The 15,284-nt window shown below is 70.9% G+C and carries 12 protein-coding genes; 8 read left to right on the forward strand and 4 right to left on the reverse strand.

Features of this window, described 5'->3' with window-relative positions:
- Positions 1–186: 186 nt before the first annotated feature.
- Positions 187–2,148, reverse strand: coding sequence for an aconitate hydratase (locus AMYBE_RS0111770; protein ID WP_020659574.1), 1,962 nt, complete (start codon positions 2,146–2,148; stop codon positions 187–189).
- A gap of 67 nt (positions 2,149–2,215) precedes the next feature.
- Positions 2,216–3,277 (reverse strand): ANTAR domain-containing protein, encoded by a 1,062-nt coding sequence (locus tag AMYBE_RS41530; protein ID WP_020659575.1) that lies wholly within the window; start codon positions 3,275–3,277, stop codon positions 2,216–2,218.
- 127 nt (positions 3,278–3,404) lie between these two features.
- Here AMYBE_RS41530 and AMYBE_RS0111780 point away from each other — a divergent pair, with 127 nt between their 5' ends.
- Both AMYBE_RS0111780 and mbp1 read left to right on the forward strand, forming a co-directional pair.
- Positions 3,405–3,740: a hypothetical protein gene (locus AMYBE_RS0111780; RefSeq protein ID WP_020659576.1), complete on the forward strand. Its 336-nt coding sequence runs from the start codon at positions 3,405–3,407 to the stop codon at positions 3,738–3,740.
- A 41-nt stretch (positions 3,741–3,781) separates the two neighbouring features.
- A complete protein-coding gene (gene mbp1, locus AMYBE_RS0111785; protein ID WP_020659577.1) occupies positions 3,782–4,024 on the forward strand; it encodes a microaggregate-binding protein 1 in 243 nt (80 codons plus the stop codon).
- Positions 4,025–4,300: 276 nt separating this feature from the next.
- On the opposite strand, the gene AMYBE_RS45425 is transcribed toward mbp1, so the two are convergent.
- Complete coding sequence (locus AMYBE_RS45425) at positions 4,301–4,699, reverse strand: STAS domain-containing protein (RefSeq protein WP_020659578.1); 399 nt, start codon at positions 4,697–4,699, stop codon at positions 4,301–4,303.
- A 223-nt stretch (positions 4,700–4,922) separates the two neighbouring features.
- Between AMYBE_RS45425 and AMYBE_RS0111795 the strand changes: the two genes are divergently transcribed.
- The 6 genes from AMYBE_RS0111795 to AMYBE_RS0111820 are packed head-to-tail and all read left to right on the forward strand — an operon-like array spanning position 4,923 to position 14,661.
- Positions 4,923–6,716 carry a thiamine pyrophosphate-requiring protein gene (locus tag AMYBE_RS0111795; RefSeq protein ID WP_020659579.1) on the forward strand — a complete coding sequence of 598 codons (1,794 nt, stop codon included), beginning with the start codon at positions 4,923–4,925 and terminating at the stop codon, positions 6,714–6,716.
- Positions 6,713–7,816 carry an enolase C-terminal domain-like protein gene (locus AMYBE_RS0111800; RefSeq protein WP_020659580.1) on the forward strand — a complete coding sequence of 368 codons (1,104 nt, stop codon included), beginning with the start codon at positions 6,713–6,715 and terminating at the stop codon, positions 7,814–7,816. Before AMYBE_RS0111795 ends, AMYBE_RS0111800 begins: the two co-directional genes overlap by 4 nt.
- Positions 7,817–7,825: 9 nt before the next feature.
- A complete protein-coding gene (locus AMYBE_RS0111805) occupies positions 7,826–10,777 on the forward strand; it encodes an FAD-binding and (Fe-S)-binding domain-containing protein (RefSeq protein ID WP_020659581.1) in 2,952 nt (983 codons plus the stop codon).
- A gap of 8 nt (positions 10,778–10,785) precedes the next feature.
- Positions 10,786–11,133 carry a DUF6292 family protein gene (locus tag AMYBE_RS41535; RefSeq protein WP_154676173.1) on the forward strand — a complete coding sequence of 116 codons (348 nt, stop codon included), beginning with the start codon at positions 10,786–10,788 and terminating at the stop codon, positions 11,131–11,133.
- Positions 11,134–11,173: 40 nt separating this feature from the next.
- Positions 11,174–13,270, forward strand: a complete 2,097-nt coding sequence (locus AMYBE_RS0111815; protein WP_020659583.1) for a catalase — start codon at positions 11,174–11,176, stop codon at positions 13,268–13,270.
- Positions 13,271–13,308: 38 nt separating this feature from the next.
- Positions 13,309–14,661 (forward strand): cytochrome P450, encoded by a 1,353-nt coding sequence (locus tag AMYBE_RS0111820; protein WP_020659584.1) that lies wholly within the window; start codon positions 13,309–13,311, stop codon positions 14,659–14,661.
- Between the two features lie 92 nt (positions 14,662–14,753).
- Here the strand turns inward: AMYBE_RS0111820 and AMYBE_RS0111825 are convergent, their stop codons facing one another.
- On the reverse strand, positions 14,754–15,260 hold the full coding sequence (locus AMYBE_RS0111825) for a type 1 glutamine amidotransferase domain-containing protein (RefSeq protein WP_020659585.1): 507 nt from the start codon (positions 15,258–15,260) through the stop codon (positions 14,754–14,756).
- Positions 15,261–15,284 lie beyond the last annotated feature (24 nt).

The following is a 15,284-nucleotide window of genomic DNA, read 5'->3' on the forward strand; positions in this document are numbered from 1 at the left end:
CACGGGCCCGGCCCCGGGCGCGGCGGCGGCGCGGGTTCCGGCGGGAACGGCGGCAGCGGCTCCGGCTCCGGCGGGACGGGCTCAGGTCCGGGCGGGACAGGGTGCACCATCGCGGGCTCCTTCCTCGGCAGGACTCGTCCGAAGCGGTTACCCGCCGTGGCACGGCCGAACACATCGGATCCGCGCTCAGGCGAGTTCCCGTGCCAGCAGCGGGATCCGCCCGCCGGCCCGCACCACGTCGATCTGCCGCGGAGAAAGGCGATGGGCCAGCCGGTACTCCTCGTCGCGAGTGGTGTCGCGCACGGTCAGCTCGCCCTGGTCGAGCCCGTCGTGCAGCCCGGCCAGCACGAGCACGTCGTCGCGGCCGATCCGCGCGTGATCCGCCGGGTCGGCGAACTCCAGCGGCAGCACGCCGAAGTTGACCAGGTTCTGCCAATGGATCCGGGCGAACGAGACCGCCAGCACCGCCCGCAATCCGAGGTACCGAGGGGTGATCGCGGCGTGCTCGCGCGAAGAACCCTGGCCGTAGTTCTCGCCCGCCACCACGAAATGCACCGGTGCCGCGGCCGCTCGCGCCGGATACTCCGGGTCGATGCGGGTGAAGGCGAACTCGGCGAGCTTCGGGATGTTCGAACGGTACGGCAGCGCCCGCGCCCCGGCCGGCGAGATTTCGTCGGTGGACACGTCGTCGCCCGCCGTCAGCAGGACCGGGCCTTCGAGCCGGTCCGGCAGCGGTTCGAAATCGGGCAGGCCGGCCACGTTCGGGCCTTTCACCAGCTCCTCGCGCGCCGCCTCCGCCGGCCGCAACGGCGGCGTCAGCGCGGCGCCGACTTCGGCCGAGCGCGCCGGAACCGACACCCGCGGATACGCCAGGCGCTGCTCGGCCGCGTAGTCCCGGGGATCGGTCAGCACGCCGGTCAGCGCGGACACCGCGGCGGTTTCCGGCGAGCACAGCCACACCGAATCGTCCACGGTCCCGGACCGGCCGGGAAAGTTGCGGGGGAAGGTGCGCAGCGAGTTGCTGCCGGGCGCGGGCGCCTGGCCCATCCCGATGCAGCCCAGACAGCCCGCTTGGTGCACCCGCGCGCCGGCGCCGATCAGATCGCTCAGAAAGCCGGTGCGGGCCAAGTCGACCAGGATCTGCCGGGATGTCGGGTTGACGTCGAAGCTGACCGAGTCCGCGGTCTGGCGGCCCCGCACGGTCGCGGCGGCCACCGCGAAATCGCGGAACCCCGGGTTCGCGGACGACCCCAGGACCACCTGGCCGATCGGCGTACCGGCGACCTCCCGCACCGGCTTGACGTTCCCCGGCGACGACGGCGCGGCCACCAGCGGTTCCACTGTGGACAGATCGACGTCCTCTTCGAGGTCGTAGACCGCGTCCGGACCGGCCGCGAGCGGGAGGAAGTCGCCTTCGCGGCCCTCCGCGCGAAGGAACTCGCGGACCGCTTCGTCGGAAGGGAACACCGACGCGGTCGCGCCGAGCTCCGCGCCCATGTTGGCGAGCACGTGCCGGTCCATCGCGGTCAGCCCGGCAAGTCCGGGCCCGTGATACTCCAGGATCCGATTTCGGCCGCCGCTGACCCCGTGCCGCCGAAGCAGCTCCAGTACGACGTCTTTCGCCGAGACCCACGGCGGCAGCTCGCCGTGCAGGCGGATGCCCCAGATTTCCGGCATCCGCAAGTACAGCGGCTCTCCGGCGATGGCGAGCGCCACCTCCAGCCCGCCCACGCCGACGGCCAGCATTCCCAGCGCGCCCGCCGCGCAGGTGTGCGAATCGGAACCGGCAAGGCTCTTTCCGGGGACGCCGAACCGCTGCATGTGCGTGGGATGCGAGACGCCGTTGCCCGCCTTGGAAAACCACAGTCCGAAGCGCCGGCAGGCGGAGCGCAGGTAGGCGTGGTCTTCGGCATTCCTCTCGTCGGCCTGCAGCAGGTTGTGGTCGACGTACTGGACGCTCAGCTCGGTTCGCGCCCGGTCCAGGCCCAGTGCCTCCAGCTCCTGCATCACCAGCGTGCCGGTGGCGTCCTGAGTCAAGGTCTGGTCGACGCGGAGGCCGATCTCGGTGCCTGGTTCCACCTGCCCGGCGACCAGATGCGCGGACAGCAGCTGACCGGCGAGCGTCTGCTCGCGTGCCACGGCGATCACCTCCTGGACGAGCGCGGCCCGAGACCGGTTACCCGGTCGCGGTGCGGTCAACACTCCAGGGAGGAACTCAGACCGGGTCCGGCTCGTCCGGTGCCAGCTCGGCGCCGTCCAGTTCGCCGTCCAGTTCGCCGTGCCGCTCCGCCAGCGTGCCGGCGAGGTGCACGAGCTTCACGTTGAGCTCTTGGGACGTGCGGCGCAGCAGATCGAACGCCTCGTCCGCGTCCAGGCCGCGACGCGCCATGATGATGCCCTTCGCCTGACCGATCACGTCCCGGCTGTCCAGCGCGGTGCGCAACTGGGCCTGGTGCAGCTCGTCGCGCGTCAGCGCGTCGGTGCCGGCCACTGCGAGCGCGGCATGGCTCGCCAGCAGGAGGAGGATGTCCCGGTCGGCTCCGGCCAGCCCGCCGGGACTGCGGGAGTAGAGGTTGAGCGCGCCGGAAAACCGTGTCAGGGCTTCGTCGGCCAGCGCCGTCGCCAGCACGCTGCGCCAGCCGTCCCCAGCCGCGGCCGGCGCCCAGTCCGGCCACATCGGTGCGGCGCGCAGATCGGCGCATTCGACGAACTCGGCGCTGTCCGGCTGCGCGGCATCGTGGCAAGGCCCCTCGCCCAGCTCGTATTGGAGCCGGTCGAGGTCCGCGGCCGCCGGGTCGGTGTAGGCCGCGGTGTGGAACCGGCCGTCCGGCGCGAGCAGCGTGATCGACACCAGGTCGGCCTCGGGGACCAGGGACGCGGTCGCGTCCACGACGAGCTGGAGTACCGCGCCGACCGTCGGCGCGGCGAGGAGCAGTTCCGTCAGCGACCGGAATTCCGATCCGCACGGGCCGAGCGGATCGTCTTCGCCGGCCAGGGCCGCGACGGCGGAATCGGCGACCGGCAGGCCCGCGTCCGCCAGCACTCGCCGCGCCACGCCGCCGGGCCGGCAGGCGAACACTGCCCGGGCCGCTCCCGCCGACTCTCGCAACATCGTCAGGTCCTCAGCGGAGAACGCGGTGAGCCCGCTCAGCTCGAAGATCACCGAGCGCGGCGCGGCCGCGAGCACCCCGGCCAGCTCCGCACCGGCCCCGGTCGGGTCGCCGCTCAACCGCACTACCGCCGAATGCTCGATGGTGACTCCGGTTTCCGGTTCCACTCCTCGCCTCCCGCTGGCACGGACTCCTTTCCAACGTACCCGCGCCGCGCGACCGCTGCGCACCGCCAATGTTTCACCGGCAACCGGTGCGGAAACCCGATGGACCGCGATACCGGAAGGAGCCGAAATGCCGCAGCAGGCATGGAACAGCCGACGGGAACGCCAGTACGAACACATCAAGAAGTCCCAGGAGGAACGCGGCACGAGCGAAGACCGAGCCGAGGAGATCGCGGCCCGCACGGTGAACAAGAACCGGGCGCGGGCCGGAGAGTCCGAGCGCGCCAGCCGGACCTCATTGCGCGGCAAGTCTCCGCAGGAGCGGGGCGGGCATCGCTCCGGCAAGCGGCTCGGCCCGGGCGGGCCGACCCGCGAGCAGCTCTACAACGAAGCACGGCAACGCAACGTCCACGGCCGCTCGAAAATGACGAAGAACGAGCTGGCCAAGGCGCTGGGCCGGACCTGAGCGCGACCACCCCGACCAGGAACGCGGAAAGGAGCACGACTGTGCCGGAACACCGGACTGACACGTCGGAAGCCGTCAAAGGAACGGTGGAAGATGCCAAGGGGAAGCTGAAGGAGGCGGCCGGCGCCGTCGTCGGCAACGATTCGCTGCACCGGGAAGGCCGGGAGCAGCAGGACAAAGCGGACGCGCAGCAGGAGGCAGCCGCCAAGGAAGCGGACGCTGAACGAGCCCGCGCCGAAGCGGAGCGTCGCGAAGCACGGGAAGCTGCTCAGCAGCGCCGGTGACCGGGCGTGGCAGGGGGTGACCGGGCACGCCCGGCAAACGCCGGCGAGTCCGCGGGCAGAATCAGCCCGCGGACTCGCCGGCGCTCCTTCGGCTGCGGCAACGGAGCCACGCGCCCGAGCCGCGACCCGAAGCGGACAAACGAACGCCTCGGCAGCACGCGAGCGGTCGGACCGGTCGGCAGCACCCCGCTAATCGGCGCTGGTCGCCAGCACACGGGTAGTCGGCGCGGCCGGAAGCGCCTGGCCAGATGCACCAGCGACGCCCCGGCCAGGCGGTCAACTCACCTCAGCCGCTGTCCGCCGCGCGGCGGACACCAGCTCGACCGCCTCCGCGACGCTGCGGGCTAGCGTCACTTCGGCGTCGAGCCGAAGGACCCGGATCGGCCGCAGCACCGCGCGCTGGCCAGCCGCCAGCACGAACGCCACGCCCGCGGCTTCGGCGAGCCTGGCAGCCTCCGCCAGCACGCTGAGCCCGGCGACCGAACAGAACGTCACCCGGGTGAGATCGACGATCAGCCCGCGAGGCCGCAGCGCCAGCTCGTCGGCCAGCCGTTCACGCAGCTGGGCGGTGGACCGCAAGTCCAGTTCCGCCGCGACCGCGACCACCGTCTCGTTCGCGGTCGCGGTGATCAGAATTCTTGCCGGCGTACCCGGCACATCGGTTTGTTGCGTCATGGTGCCCTCCTCGCGACACGCGAGGCCGGACCCGATGTGCGCGGCCCGGCCCGGGACCCGCTGAGGCGGGCCGCTCTGGGTCGGACAACGGCACGTGGGCTGAACCGCTCCCGCCTCGACCGTAGCGCAGTCCGGCCGCAACCGCACTGCCTGGCGAAGACGTGTAGGCCCGGACCGGCCCGGGTAGCCGGAGACCCGATCACTACGCACGGGAAGGACTGCCATGACCGAAACTGTCGGCGACTACCTGCTCGCCCGGCTGCGCGACTGGGGCGTGGAGCAGGTGTTCTCCTATCCTGGCGACGGAATCAACGGACTCGTCGCTTCGTTCGGCAAGGCGGACAACAAACCGCGGTTCGTGCAGGCTAGGCACGAGGAGATGGCCGCATTCGCCGCAGTCGGGTACGCGAAATTCAGCGGCCGCGTCGGCGTCTGCATGGCCACCTCCGGGCCGGGCGCGATCCACCTGCTGAACGGGCTCTACGACGCGAAACTCGACCACGTCCCGGTCGTCGCGATCGTCGGCCAGACCGCGCGGACCGCGATGGGCGGCAGCTACCAGCAGGAGGTCGAACTCCAGACGCTGTACCGGGACGTCGCGAACGAGTACTGCGTCGAGGTCAACGTCGCCGAGCAGTTGCCCAACGCCCTCGACCGCGCGATCCGGGTCGCCCAGGCCTCGCGCACGCCGACCGCCGTGATCATTCCGGCGGACCTGCAGGAAGAGCCGTACGAACCGCCGCAGCACGTGTTCAAGCAAATGCCGTCGAGCCCGCCCGGGACGGCCTGGCCCAACCCGGTGCCGCCCGAGTCCAGCATCGACGAGGCAGCCGAAGTGCTCAATTCCGGCGAGAAGCTCGCCATCCTGGTCGGGCAAGGCGCGCGCGGCGCCGCCGAGGAGGTGCGCCAAGTCGCCGACACCACCGGTGCCGGGGTGGCGAAAGCATTGCTGGGCAAGGACGTCCTCTCCGACGAGCTCCCCTATGTGACCGGCGCGATCGGCCTGCTCGGCACCCGGGCGAGCTACGAGATGATGCGCGACTGCGACACCTTGCTGATCGTCGGCTCCAACTTCCCGTACAGCCAGTTCCTGCCGGAGTTCGGCCAGGCCCGCGCGGTGCAGATCGACCTGGACGGCCGGTTCATCGGGATGCGCTACCCCACCGAAGTCAACCTGGTCGGCGATTCCGCCGCGACTCTGCGCGCGCTGCTGCCGAAGCTGCGCCGGACAGAAAACCGTTCGTGGCGCGAAACGATCGAGAAGAACGTCGCCGAATGGTGGGACACCATCGACCGCCAAGCCGAGGTCGACGCGAAGCCGGTCAACCCGATGCGGATCGTGCACGAGCTGTCCCGCCGCATCCCGGACGACGCCATCGTCACCGCCGATTCCGGCTCCTCGACCAACTGGTACGCGCGCAACCTCCGGATCCGCGGCGACGTACGAGGTTCGTTGTCCGGAACGCTCGCCACGATGGGCCCGGGCGTGCCGTATGCGATCGGTGCGAAGTTCGCTCACCCGGATCGGCCGGTGATCGCGCTCGTCGGCGACGGCGCGATGCAGATGAACGGGATGGCCGAGCTGATCACCATTTCCCGCTACCACGGGCTGTGGTCGGATCCGCGGTGCATCGTCTGCGTATTCCACAACAACGACCTGAACCAGGTCACCTGGGAGCTGCGCGCCATGGGCGGTGCGCCGAAGTTCGAGGAGTCGCAGGCGCTGCCGGACGTCGACTACGCCGGTTTCGCCCGCAGCATCGGGCTCGCCGGGATCAACGTCGACGAGCCGGGCGAGGTCGGGCACGCCTGGGACGCCGCGTTCGCCGCCACCGGCCCGACCGTGCTGGACGTGCGGTGTGACGCCGAAGTGCCGCCGATCCCGCCGCACGCGACCTTCGAACAGATGAAATCGGTGACCGAGGCGGTGCTCAAGGGCGATCCCGAAGCGTTCCATCTGGTCACTCAGGGGGCCAAGACGAAGATTCAGGAATTCCTGCCCGGACACTCGCGATGACGGCCACCGCGGCACCGCGCGTCGAGCACGTCGAAGCGACCGCTTACCGGGTGCCGACGCCTGCCCCGGAGGCCGACGGCACCTTGAGCTGGGACGGAACCACGCTGGTCGTGGTCCGGCTCCACGCCGGCGCTGCGGACGGACTCGGCTGGACCTACGCCGACGCGTCGTGCGTACCGCTGATCGAACAGAAGCTCGCGCCGGAGATCACCGGACTGCCCGCGCTCGATCCTCCGGCCTGCTGGAGCGCCATGCAGCGGGCGGTCCGGAATCTCGGCCGCGTCGGGCTCGTCTCGTGCGCGCTGTCCGCGGTGGACATCGCAGTCTGGGACGCGGCCGCGAAGCTGGTCAGCCTCCCGCTGGCGCGGTTCCTCGGCCGGGTTCACGAACACGTCGACGTGTACGGCAGCGGCGGCTTCACCTCGGAGGACGACGACCGGCTGGCCGAACAACTCGACGAGTGGGTGCGCCGGAGGCGGATCCCGCGCGCGAAGATCAAGATCGGCGAAGCGTGGGGAAGCCACGTCTCCCGCGATCTGAGCCGGGTGCGGCTGGCGCGGGAGACCGTCGGCGACGACACCGAGCTGTTCGTGGACGCCAACGGCGGCTACTCGATCGGGCAGGCCCGCCGGATCACCGGACCGCTGCGCGAGTTCGGCGTGACCTGGTTCGAAGAACCGGTGTCCAGCGACGACCTGGCCGGGCTCGCGCAGCTGCGCTCCCCGGACGGCCCGGACATCGCGGCCGGCGAATACGGCTACGACCTGCCCTACTTCGCCCGGATGCTGCCCTCGGTGGACTGCCTGCAGGTCGACGTCACCCGCTGCGGCGGATACACCGAATGGCGTCGCGTCGCCGCGCTCGCCGCCGCGGCCAACCGCGACGTCTCCGCGCACTGCGCGCCGAACCTGTCCGCGTCCGCCGCGGCCGCCACGCCCAATTTCCGGCATATCGAATGGTTCGCCGACCACGACCGGATCGAAAGCGAACTGTTCGACGGCGGCCTGGATCCCACCGGCGGCACGGTCGCGCCGTCCATGTCCGAGGCCGGGCACGGGCTGCGCCTGCGCACCGCCGCGGCCGCCGAATACGCGCTCTGAAGGAGGGCCATGGGCACCACTGAACTCCCCGACCCGGTCGTGCGGCAGCCACCGCCGCCCGACCTCGATCTCGACGCACTGGCCGCGGCGCTTCGGGAGCGCGTCGAAGGCCAAGTGCGTTTCGACCCTGGCAGCCGCGCCGCCTACTCCACCGACGCGTCGAACTTCCGGCAGGTGCCGATCGGCGTGGTCGTCCCTCGCTCCCCGGAAGACGCGGCCGAAGCGCTCGCGACGGCAAGGGAATTCGGCGCACCGGTGCTCTCGCGCGGCGGCGGCACCAGCCTGGCCGGGCAGTGCACCAACACCGCGCTGGTGCTGGACTGGTCGAAGTACTGCTCGAAGCTGGAGTCCGTCGACGCCGACCGCCGGACCTGCGTAGTGCAGCCGGGCATCGTGCTGGACGACCTCAACCGCCAGCTCGCCGACACCGGCCTGCGGTTCGGCCCGGAGCCGGCCACTCACTTCAACTGCACGCTCGGCGGGATGATCGGCAACAACTCGTGCGGCGCGACCGCGCAGCGCACCGGCAAGGTGGTCGACAACATCAAGGCGCTGGAAGTGCTGCTGCCGGACGGAACCCGGTTCTGGTGCGGCGAGACCAGCGACGCGGAGTACACCGAGATCGAGCACCACGGCGACCGCCGCGCCGCCGTCTACCGGCAGCTGCGCCGCCTCCGCGACGAGTACGCGGACGAGATCCGCCGCCGCTTCCCGGACATCCCCCGCCGGGTGTCCGGCTACAACCTCGACTCGCTCCTGCCCGAACACCGCTTCGACGTCGCCGGCTTGCTCGTCGGCAGCGAGTCGACCCTGGTCACCGTGCTGCGCGCGGAGCTGGAGCTGGTTCCGGTGCTGCCCGGACGCACACTGGTGGTGCTCGGCTACCCGGACATCGCGACCGCCGCCGACGCGGTGCCGGCCATCCTGCCGCACGAACCGATCGCCCTCGAAGGCGTCGACCACCGGCTGCTCTACGACGAACGGATCAAGCACCTGAACGAAAAGGCGCGCGAAAGGCTGCCCCGCGGCCGGGCGTTCCTGATGGTCCAGTTCGGCGGGCAGAACACCGAGGAAGCGGATGCGCAGGCCCACCGGATGATCGAGGCGTTGCGCGGCACCGAAAACGCTCCGGACGTCCAGTTCATGGATGACCCCGCGCGGGAGGCCGAGCTGTGGCAGGTCCGCGAATCCGGGCTCGGCGCCACCGCGCACATACCCGGCGAGCCGGACACCTTCGAAGGCTGGGAAGACTCCGCGGTCGCCCCGGAAAAGCTCGGCGACTACCTGCGGCGGCTCGACGCGCTCTACGCGGAATTCGGCTACGCCAGCGAAACCGGTCCCAGCCTGTACGGCCACTTCGGGCAAGGATGCGTGCACACCCGCATCCCGTTCGACCTCTACACCGCCTCCGGCGTCGCGACCTACCGCCGGTTCATGGAACGCGCCGCCGACCTGGTGGCCGAGTTCGGCGGGTCGTTCTCCGGCGAGCACGGCGACGGGCAGAGCCGCGGCGAACTGCTGCCGCGGATGTTCGGCAACGACCTCGTTACCGCGTTCGGCAGGCTCAAGGCGATCTTCGACCCGGACGACCGGATGAATCCGGGCAAGGTGGTCGCGCCCGCCGGACTGGACGAGCACCTCCGGCTGGGCTCGTCCTGGTCGCCCGCCGAGCCGGACCGGCTCTACTTCCGCTTTCCGCACGACGGCGGCTCGTTCTCCCAGGCCGCAAACCGCTGCGTGGGCGTCGGCCGCTGCCGGCAGACCACCACCGAAAGCGGCGACGTGATGTGCCCGTCCTATCAGGTCACCGGCGAAGAAGAGCACTCCACGCGCGGGCGGACCCGGCTGCTGTTCGAGATGCTGGACGGGCATCGTGACGGCCCGCTGGCCGACGGCTGGCGCTCCACCGAGGTCCGGGACGCGCTCGACCTCTGCCTGGCCTGCAAGGGCTGCAAATCCGACTGCCCGGCAGATGTGGACATGGCCACCTACAAAGCGGAATTCCTCGCCCAGCACTACCGGCGGCGGCCCTGGCGGCGGCCGCGCTCGGACTTCACGATGGGCTGGCTGCCCGTGGCCGCCCGGCTGGTCGGAGGCGCGCACTTGGCGCGGCCGGTCAACCTGCTCACCCGGTCGCGGCTCGCCGGACGCGCCGCCGGCGTCGAGAGCCGGGAGATCCCCCGGTTCGCGCCCACCACGCTGCCACGGTGGTTCGCCCGGCACCGCCCGTCCGGCACCGGTGCCCGCGGCACCGTCCTGCTCTGGCCGGACACGTTCACCGCCTACTTCCAGCCGCAGGTCGGCCAGGCCGCCGTCCGAGTGCTGGAGGACGCCGGATGGCGCGTCGAGCTGCCGGAATCCTCACTGTGCTGCGGGTTGACCTGGATCTCCACCGGTCAGCTGGGAGTCGCGAAGCGGGTGCTCACCCGCACCGTGCGCGCGCTCGCCGGGCACCTGCGCGAAGGCGGTCTCGTGCTCGGCCTGGAACCCAGCTGTACCGCGGTGTTCCGTTCCGACGCCGCCGAACTGTTCCCCGGCGATCAGGACGTCCGGCGGCTGCGAGAGCAGACCGTCACGTTCGCGGAGCTGCTGACCCGCCACTCGCCTGGCTACCGCCCGCCCCGCGTCCCCGGACGCGCACTCGCCCAGGTGCACTGCCACCAGCACGCCGTCCTCGGCTGGGAAGCCGACCGGGAGCTTCTTTCCGCCGCCGGAACCGACGTGGAGCGGCTGGACTCCGGCTGCTGCGGACTGGCCGGCAACTTCGGGTTCGAACGGGGTCATCTCGAAGTCAGCCGCGCGTGCGCGGAACGGGTGCTGTTGCCGCGTGTCCGGGCGGCCGACCCGGACACGGCCGTCCTGGCGGACGGGTTCAGCTGCCGGACCCAGCTCCACGAGTTCGACAGCGGCGGCCGCGAGGGACGTCACCTGGCGGAACTGCTGGCCGCCGGGCTGGAGTGACCGCTGCGATGTCCTTGATCAGGAAGCCGGAGTTCCCGGCCGAGGACGAACGCGCACTCGCCGCGTACGTCCGCGCGGTCGGCCAGGCGCTCGGTGTGCCGGCCGCCGACACCGCCAGCGAGGTCACCGACCTGGTCTGCGGCCACGTCTTCCTGACCAGCCTCCGTCCCGGTCATCCCGCCCGGGAGCTCGTGCTGCTCTGGGACGACACGAACGGCTGGCGGCTCGCGCGCGAAACCGGCCCAGCGGGCGGCCTCCGCGTGGTCGCGGCGTTCTCCGGCGAGCTGTATCCGGATCCGGCCGCGGTCGCCGCGTTCGTCCACCGCGCTCCGTTTGACCGCGAGTGCACCGGGTAGCCGGGCGAAAACACAGCCGAAACAGCGGGAAGGCGACGACGTGACCGAGCACGACGCGAAACAGGACCAACTCGACTCGTACCGGAGCGACCCGGAGGGCTCGTTCCTCACCACTCAGCAGGGAGTCCGGGTCCAGCACACCGACGATTCGCTCAGCGCCGGTGCACGCGGACCGACGCTGCTGGAGGACTTCCACGCCCGGGAGAAGATCACCCATTTCGACCACGAGCGCATCCCCGAACGCGTGGTTCACGCGCGCGGCGCGGGCGCCTACGGGTTCTTCGAAGCCTACGACGACTCGCTGCGCGACTACACCACCGCAGAATTCCTGACCAGCGGCGAGAAGGTTCCCGTGTTCGTGCGGTTCTCCACCGTCGCCGGCTCGCGCGGCTCCGCCGACACGGTCCGCGACATCCGCGGCTTCGCGACGAAGTTCTACACCCGCCAGGGCAACTACGACCTGGTCGGCAACAACATCCCGGTGTTCTTCATCCAGGACGGCATCAAGTTCCCGGACTTCGTGCACGCGGTCAAGCCCGAGCCGCGCGACGAGATGCCGCAGGCCGCGTCCGCGCACGACACGTTCTGGGATTTCGTTTCGCTGCAACCGGAAACACTGCACACCGTACTGTGGCTGATGTCCGATCGGGCGCTGCCGCGCAGTTACCGGATGATGCAGGGCTTCGGCGTGCACACCTTCCGGCTGGTCAACGCCGAGGGCCTGGGCACGTTCGTGAAGTTCCACTGGAAGCCGGTGCTGGGCACGCATTCCCTGGTGTGGGACGAATGCCAGAAGATCGCCGGCAAGGACCCGGACTTCAACCGGCGCGACCTGTGGGACGCGATCGAGGCCGGCCAGTACCCGGAATGGGAGCTGGGCGTGCAACTGGTCGACGAGTCCGCCGAGCACGAGTTCGCCTTCGACCTGCTGGACCCGACGAAGATCATCCCCGAGGAACAGGCGCCGGTGCAGCCGGTCGGACGGCTGGTGCTCAACCGCAATCCGGACAACTTCTTCGCCGAGACCGAGCAGGTCGCCTTCCACACCGCCAACGTGGTGCCGGGCATCGACTTCACCAACGACCCGCTGCTGCAGGCGCGCAACTTCTCCTATCTGGACACCCAGCTGATCCGGCTGGGCGGGCCGAACTTCGCGCAGCTGCCGGTGAACCGCCCGGTCGCCGAGGTCGCCACGAACCAGCGCGACGGCTACGGCCAGCAGACCGTGCACCGCTCCCCCACCAGCTACTACCGCAACTCGCTCGGCGGAGGCTGCCCGGCCGCCGGCGGATCCGGTGCCTACCGGCACTACACGGAGGCGGTCTCCGGCCACAAGATCCGCGAACGCAGCGAGAGCTTCCAGGACCACTACAGCCAGCCAACGCTGTTCTGGAACAGCATGAGCGAGGTCGAACGCGAACACATCGTCGCGGCGTTCCGGTTCGAGCTCGGCAAGGTGGGCGACCGGGCGATCCGCGAGCGGACCGTCGGGCATCTCGCACGGGTCGACCACGATCTCGCCTGCCGGGTGGCCGCCGGAATCGGCGTGGCGGCGCCTGCGGATCTCGGCCCGCACCATCAGGACGCTTCGGCCGCGCTCTCCCAGCTGGACCAGCCGAATCTCACCGCGCAAAGCCGGAAAGCCGCGATTCTCGCCGCGGACGACGTGGACGCGGTCGGCTTGCGCAAGGTCCTCGACGCGTGTGCCGACGCCGGGGTCACGGCGGAAGTCCTCTCGGTCGCCGACGGCGAGCTTCGGCCCGCCGGGGACGGCAAGGCGCTGCCGGTCGACCGGCAACTGTCCACAATGTCCTCGGTCCTCTACGACGCGGTCGTGGTGGCCGGCGGGCCGGGCAGTGTCGATCAGCTCAGCCGGGACGGCGAGGCGGTGCACTACGTCACCGAGGCGTACAAGCACCTCAAGCCGGTCGCCGCGTTCGGCAGCGGCGTCGACCTGCTGCGCCAGGCCGGCGTGCCCGTTCCGGACACCGACGACACCAGGGTCTCGATCGAGCAGGGCGTGGTGACCACCGCGTCCGCCAGCGGGGCGCTGCCGGACGAGTTCGCCGCGTCGTTGCTGGCCACGATGGCCGACCACCGGGCATGGCATCGGCGCACGGAAACAGTTGCGGCGTAGCGACGTTTCGCCGGTCCGGGCCCGGGTACCCGGCTTTCATGGCGACCACCCGCGTGACCGCGAGCCCTGACCTGTCCGAACTGCCCCCGGCCGACGTCCGCCCGGCGCGGGCCTCGGCCCTCGACATCGGGCGCGTCGCGGCGAGGGTGGTCGTCCCCATGGCCGGCATCGGCCTGATCAAGCGGCGGCCGCGGGCGATGAGCGTCGCGCAGCGGCTGCAGCCCGACCGCTCGGCCATCCGCCTGCTCGGCGACCTGCGCGGCCGGTACGGACCGGGCCCGCTCGACGTGTCCGTCCCCGGCCGGCCGTTCCAGCTGCTGCTGGATCCGGCACAGGTCGGCCGCCTATTGGCCGACGCGCCGACCCCGTTCAGCCCGGACACCACGGAGAAGGCGGCCGCGCTGCGGCATTTCCAGCCGCACGGAGTGCTGATCTCCCAGGGCGACACCCGCGCCCGTCGCCGCGACCTCAACGAATCCGTGCTCCAGCCCGGCCGGGCCGCTCACGAACTGGCCGGTTCCTGGACGAAACTCGTCCGCGACGAAGCGCAGGAAATGCTCTGCGACGGCCCGGAGCTCGACGCGACCCGGTTTACCGAGCATTTCTGGGCGATCGTCCGGCGAATCGTGCTCGGCGGCGACACCACCGCGGACCGGCGCGTCACCGATCTGCTGGGCCGGCTCCGTCTCGACGCGAACTGGGCGTACGCCCATCCGCGCCGCGGGGACGAGCGCCGACGGTTCCTGTCCCTGCTCACCCGGCAGCTCGATCTCGACCGGCCGGGCAGCCTCGGCGCGGCGGTGCGCGGACACCCTGCCGACCCGGATTTGGACCCGGTCGGCCAGGTCCCCCACTGGCTGTTCGCTTTCGACGCCGCGTCGCTCGTCACGTTCCGCGCCCTCGCCCTGCTCGTCGCCCACCCCGACGAGCTGGCCCGCGCACATGCCGAAGCCGACCGGGCAGACCTCTCGACCCCGCAGCAGCTTCCCTACCTTCGGGCGTGCGTGCTCGAGTCGATTCGGCTGTGGCCCACCACGCCCGCGCTGCTGCGCGAGAGCACCGAAGACACCGATTGGGGCCCCGCTGGCACCACGATGCTGGTGTACACGCCGTTCTTCCACCGCGACCCGGACATCTTGCCGTACGCGGATTCTTTCTCCCCGGACATCTGGCTCGACGGCCAGGCCGCCGCCAACCCCGCGCTAGTGCCGTTCAGCGCCGGCCCCGCGGTGTGCCCGGGCCGCGACGTCGTGCTTTTCACCACGTCGACCCTGCTCGCCGCGTTGCTGCAGCTGGCGAGTTTCGGACCGCGGGGGAACGCCGCTGACCTGCGGCCCGGGCGGCTGCCCGCGACGTTGGATCACTTCGGGATCCGCTTCGCGCTCACTTGACCCCGGTTCGTCCGTGAAGGGCCCCTTGAGGGAATCCAAGTCCCTCAAGGGGCCCTTCACGGCATCCAGAGGCCCCTTCACGGACAGGCGGCTTACTTCAGCCGTTCCAGCAGGACGTCGCAGAACGCGTCCAGGTCGCCGGGGTTGCGCGAGGTGATCACATCGCCGTCCGCGACGACCTCCCGGTCCACCCACTCCGCGCCGGCATTGCGCAGGTCAGTCCGCAACGACGGCCACGAGGTCAGCGTCCGCCCGCGCGCCAGGCCGGCTTCGGCCAGCAGCCACGGTCCGTGGCACACCGCCGCGACCGGCTTGCCCGCTTCGGCTGTCTCGCGCACCAGTGCGATCATCGACTCGTTCGTGCGGATCTTGTCCGGCGAGTATCCGCCGGGCACCACCACTCCGTCGAAGTCCGCCGCGCCCACGTCGTCCACCGCCTGATCGGCGGTGAACTGGGTGCCGTGCAGAGCGGTCAGCTCCTTCCCGCGCTTCAATCCGACCACGACCGGCTCGTGCCCGGCCGCGCGCAGCCGTTCGCACGGCACCCGGAACTCGTCGTCCTCGACCATCTCGTCCACCAGCACTGCCACTCGTGCCATGCTTCGCTCCTTTCTTCGGGGTTT

The sequence above is a fragment of the Amycolatopsis benzoatilytica AK 16/65 genome (assembly GCF_000383915.1).
Lineage (GTDB): Bacteria > Actinomycetota > Actinomycetes > Mycobacteriales > Pseudonocardiaceae > Amycolatopsis > Amycolatopsis benzoatilytica.

Bases quoted from the DNA above. Each gene is read 5' to 3' on its own strand.
- AMYBE_RS0111780 (WP_020659576.1), top strand. From the start codon at position 3,405: ATGCCGCAGCAGGCATGGAACAGCCGACGGGAACGCCAGTACGAACAC.
- AMYBE_RS0111820 (WP_020659584.1), top strand. From the start codon at position 13,309: ATGGCGACCACCCGCGTGACCGCGAGCCCTGACCTGTCCGAACTGCCC.
- AMYBE_RS0111795 (WP_020659579.1), top strand. From the start codon at position 4,923: ATGACCGAAACTGTCGGCGACTACCTGCTCGCCCGGCTGCGCGACTGG.
- AMYBE_RS45425 (WP_020659578.1), bottom strand. From the start codon at position 4,699: ATGACGCAACAAACCGATGTGCCGGGTACGCCGGCAAGAATTCTGATC.
- AMYBE_RS0111825 (WP_020659585.1), bottom strand. From the start codon at position 15,260: ATGGCACGAGTGGCAGTGCTGGTGGACGAGATGGTCGAGGACGACGAG.
- AMYBE_RS41535 (WP_154676173.1), top strand. From the start codon at position 10,786: ATGTCCTTGATCAGGAAGCCGGAGTTCCCGGCCGAGGACGAACGCGCA.
- AMYBE_RS0111800 (WP_020659580.1), top strand. From the start codon at position 6,713: ATGACGGCCACCGCGGCACCGCGCGTCGAGCACGTCGAAGCGACCGCT.
- AMYBE_RS0111805 (WP_020659581.1), top strand. From the start codon at position 7,826: ATGGGCACCACTGAACTCCCCGACCCGGTCGTGCGGCAGCCACCGCCG.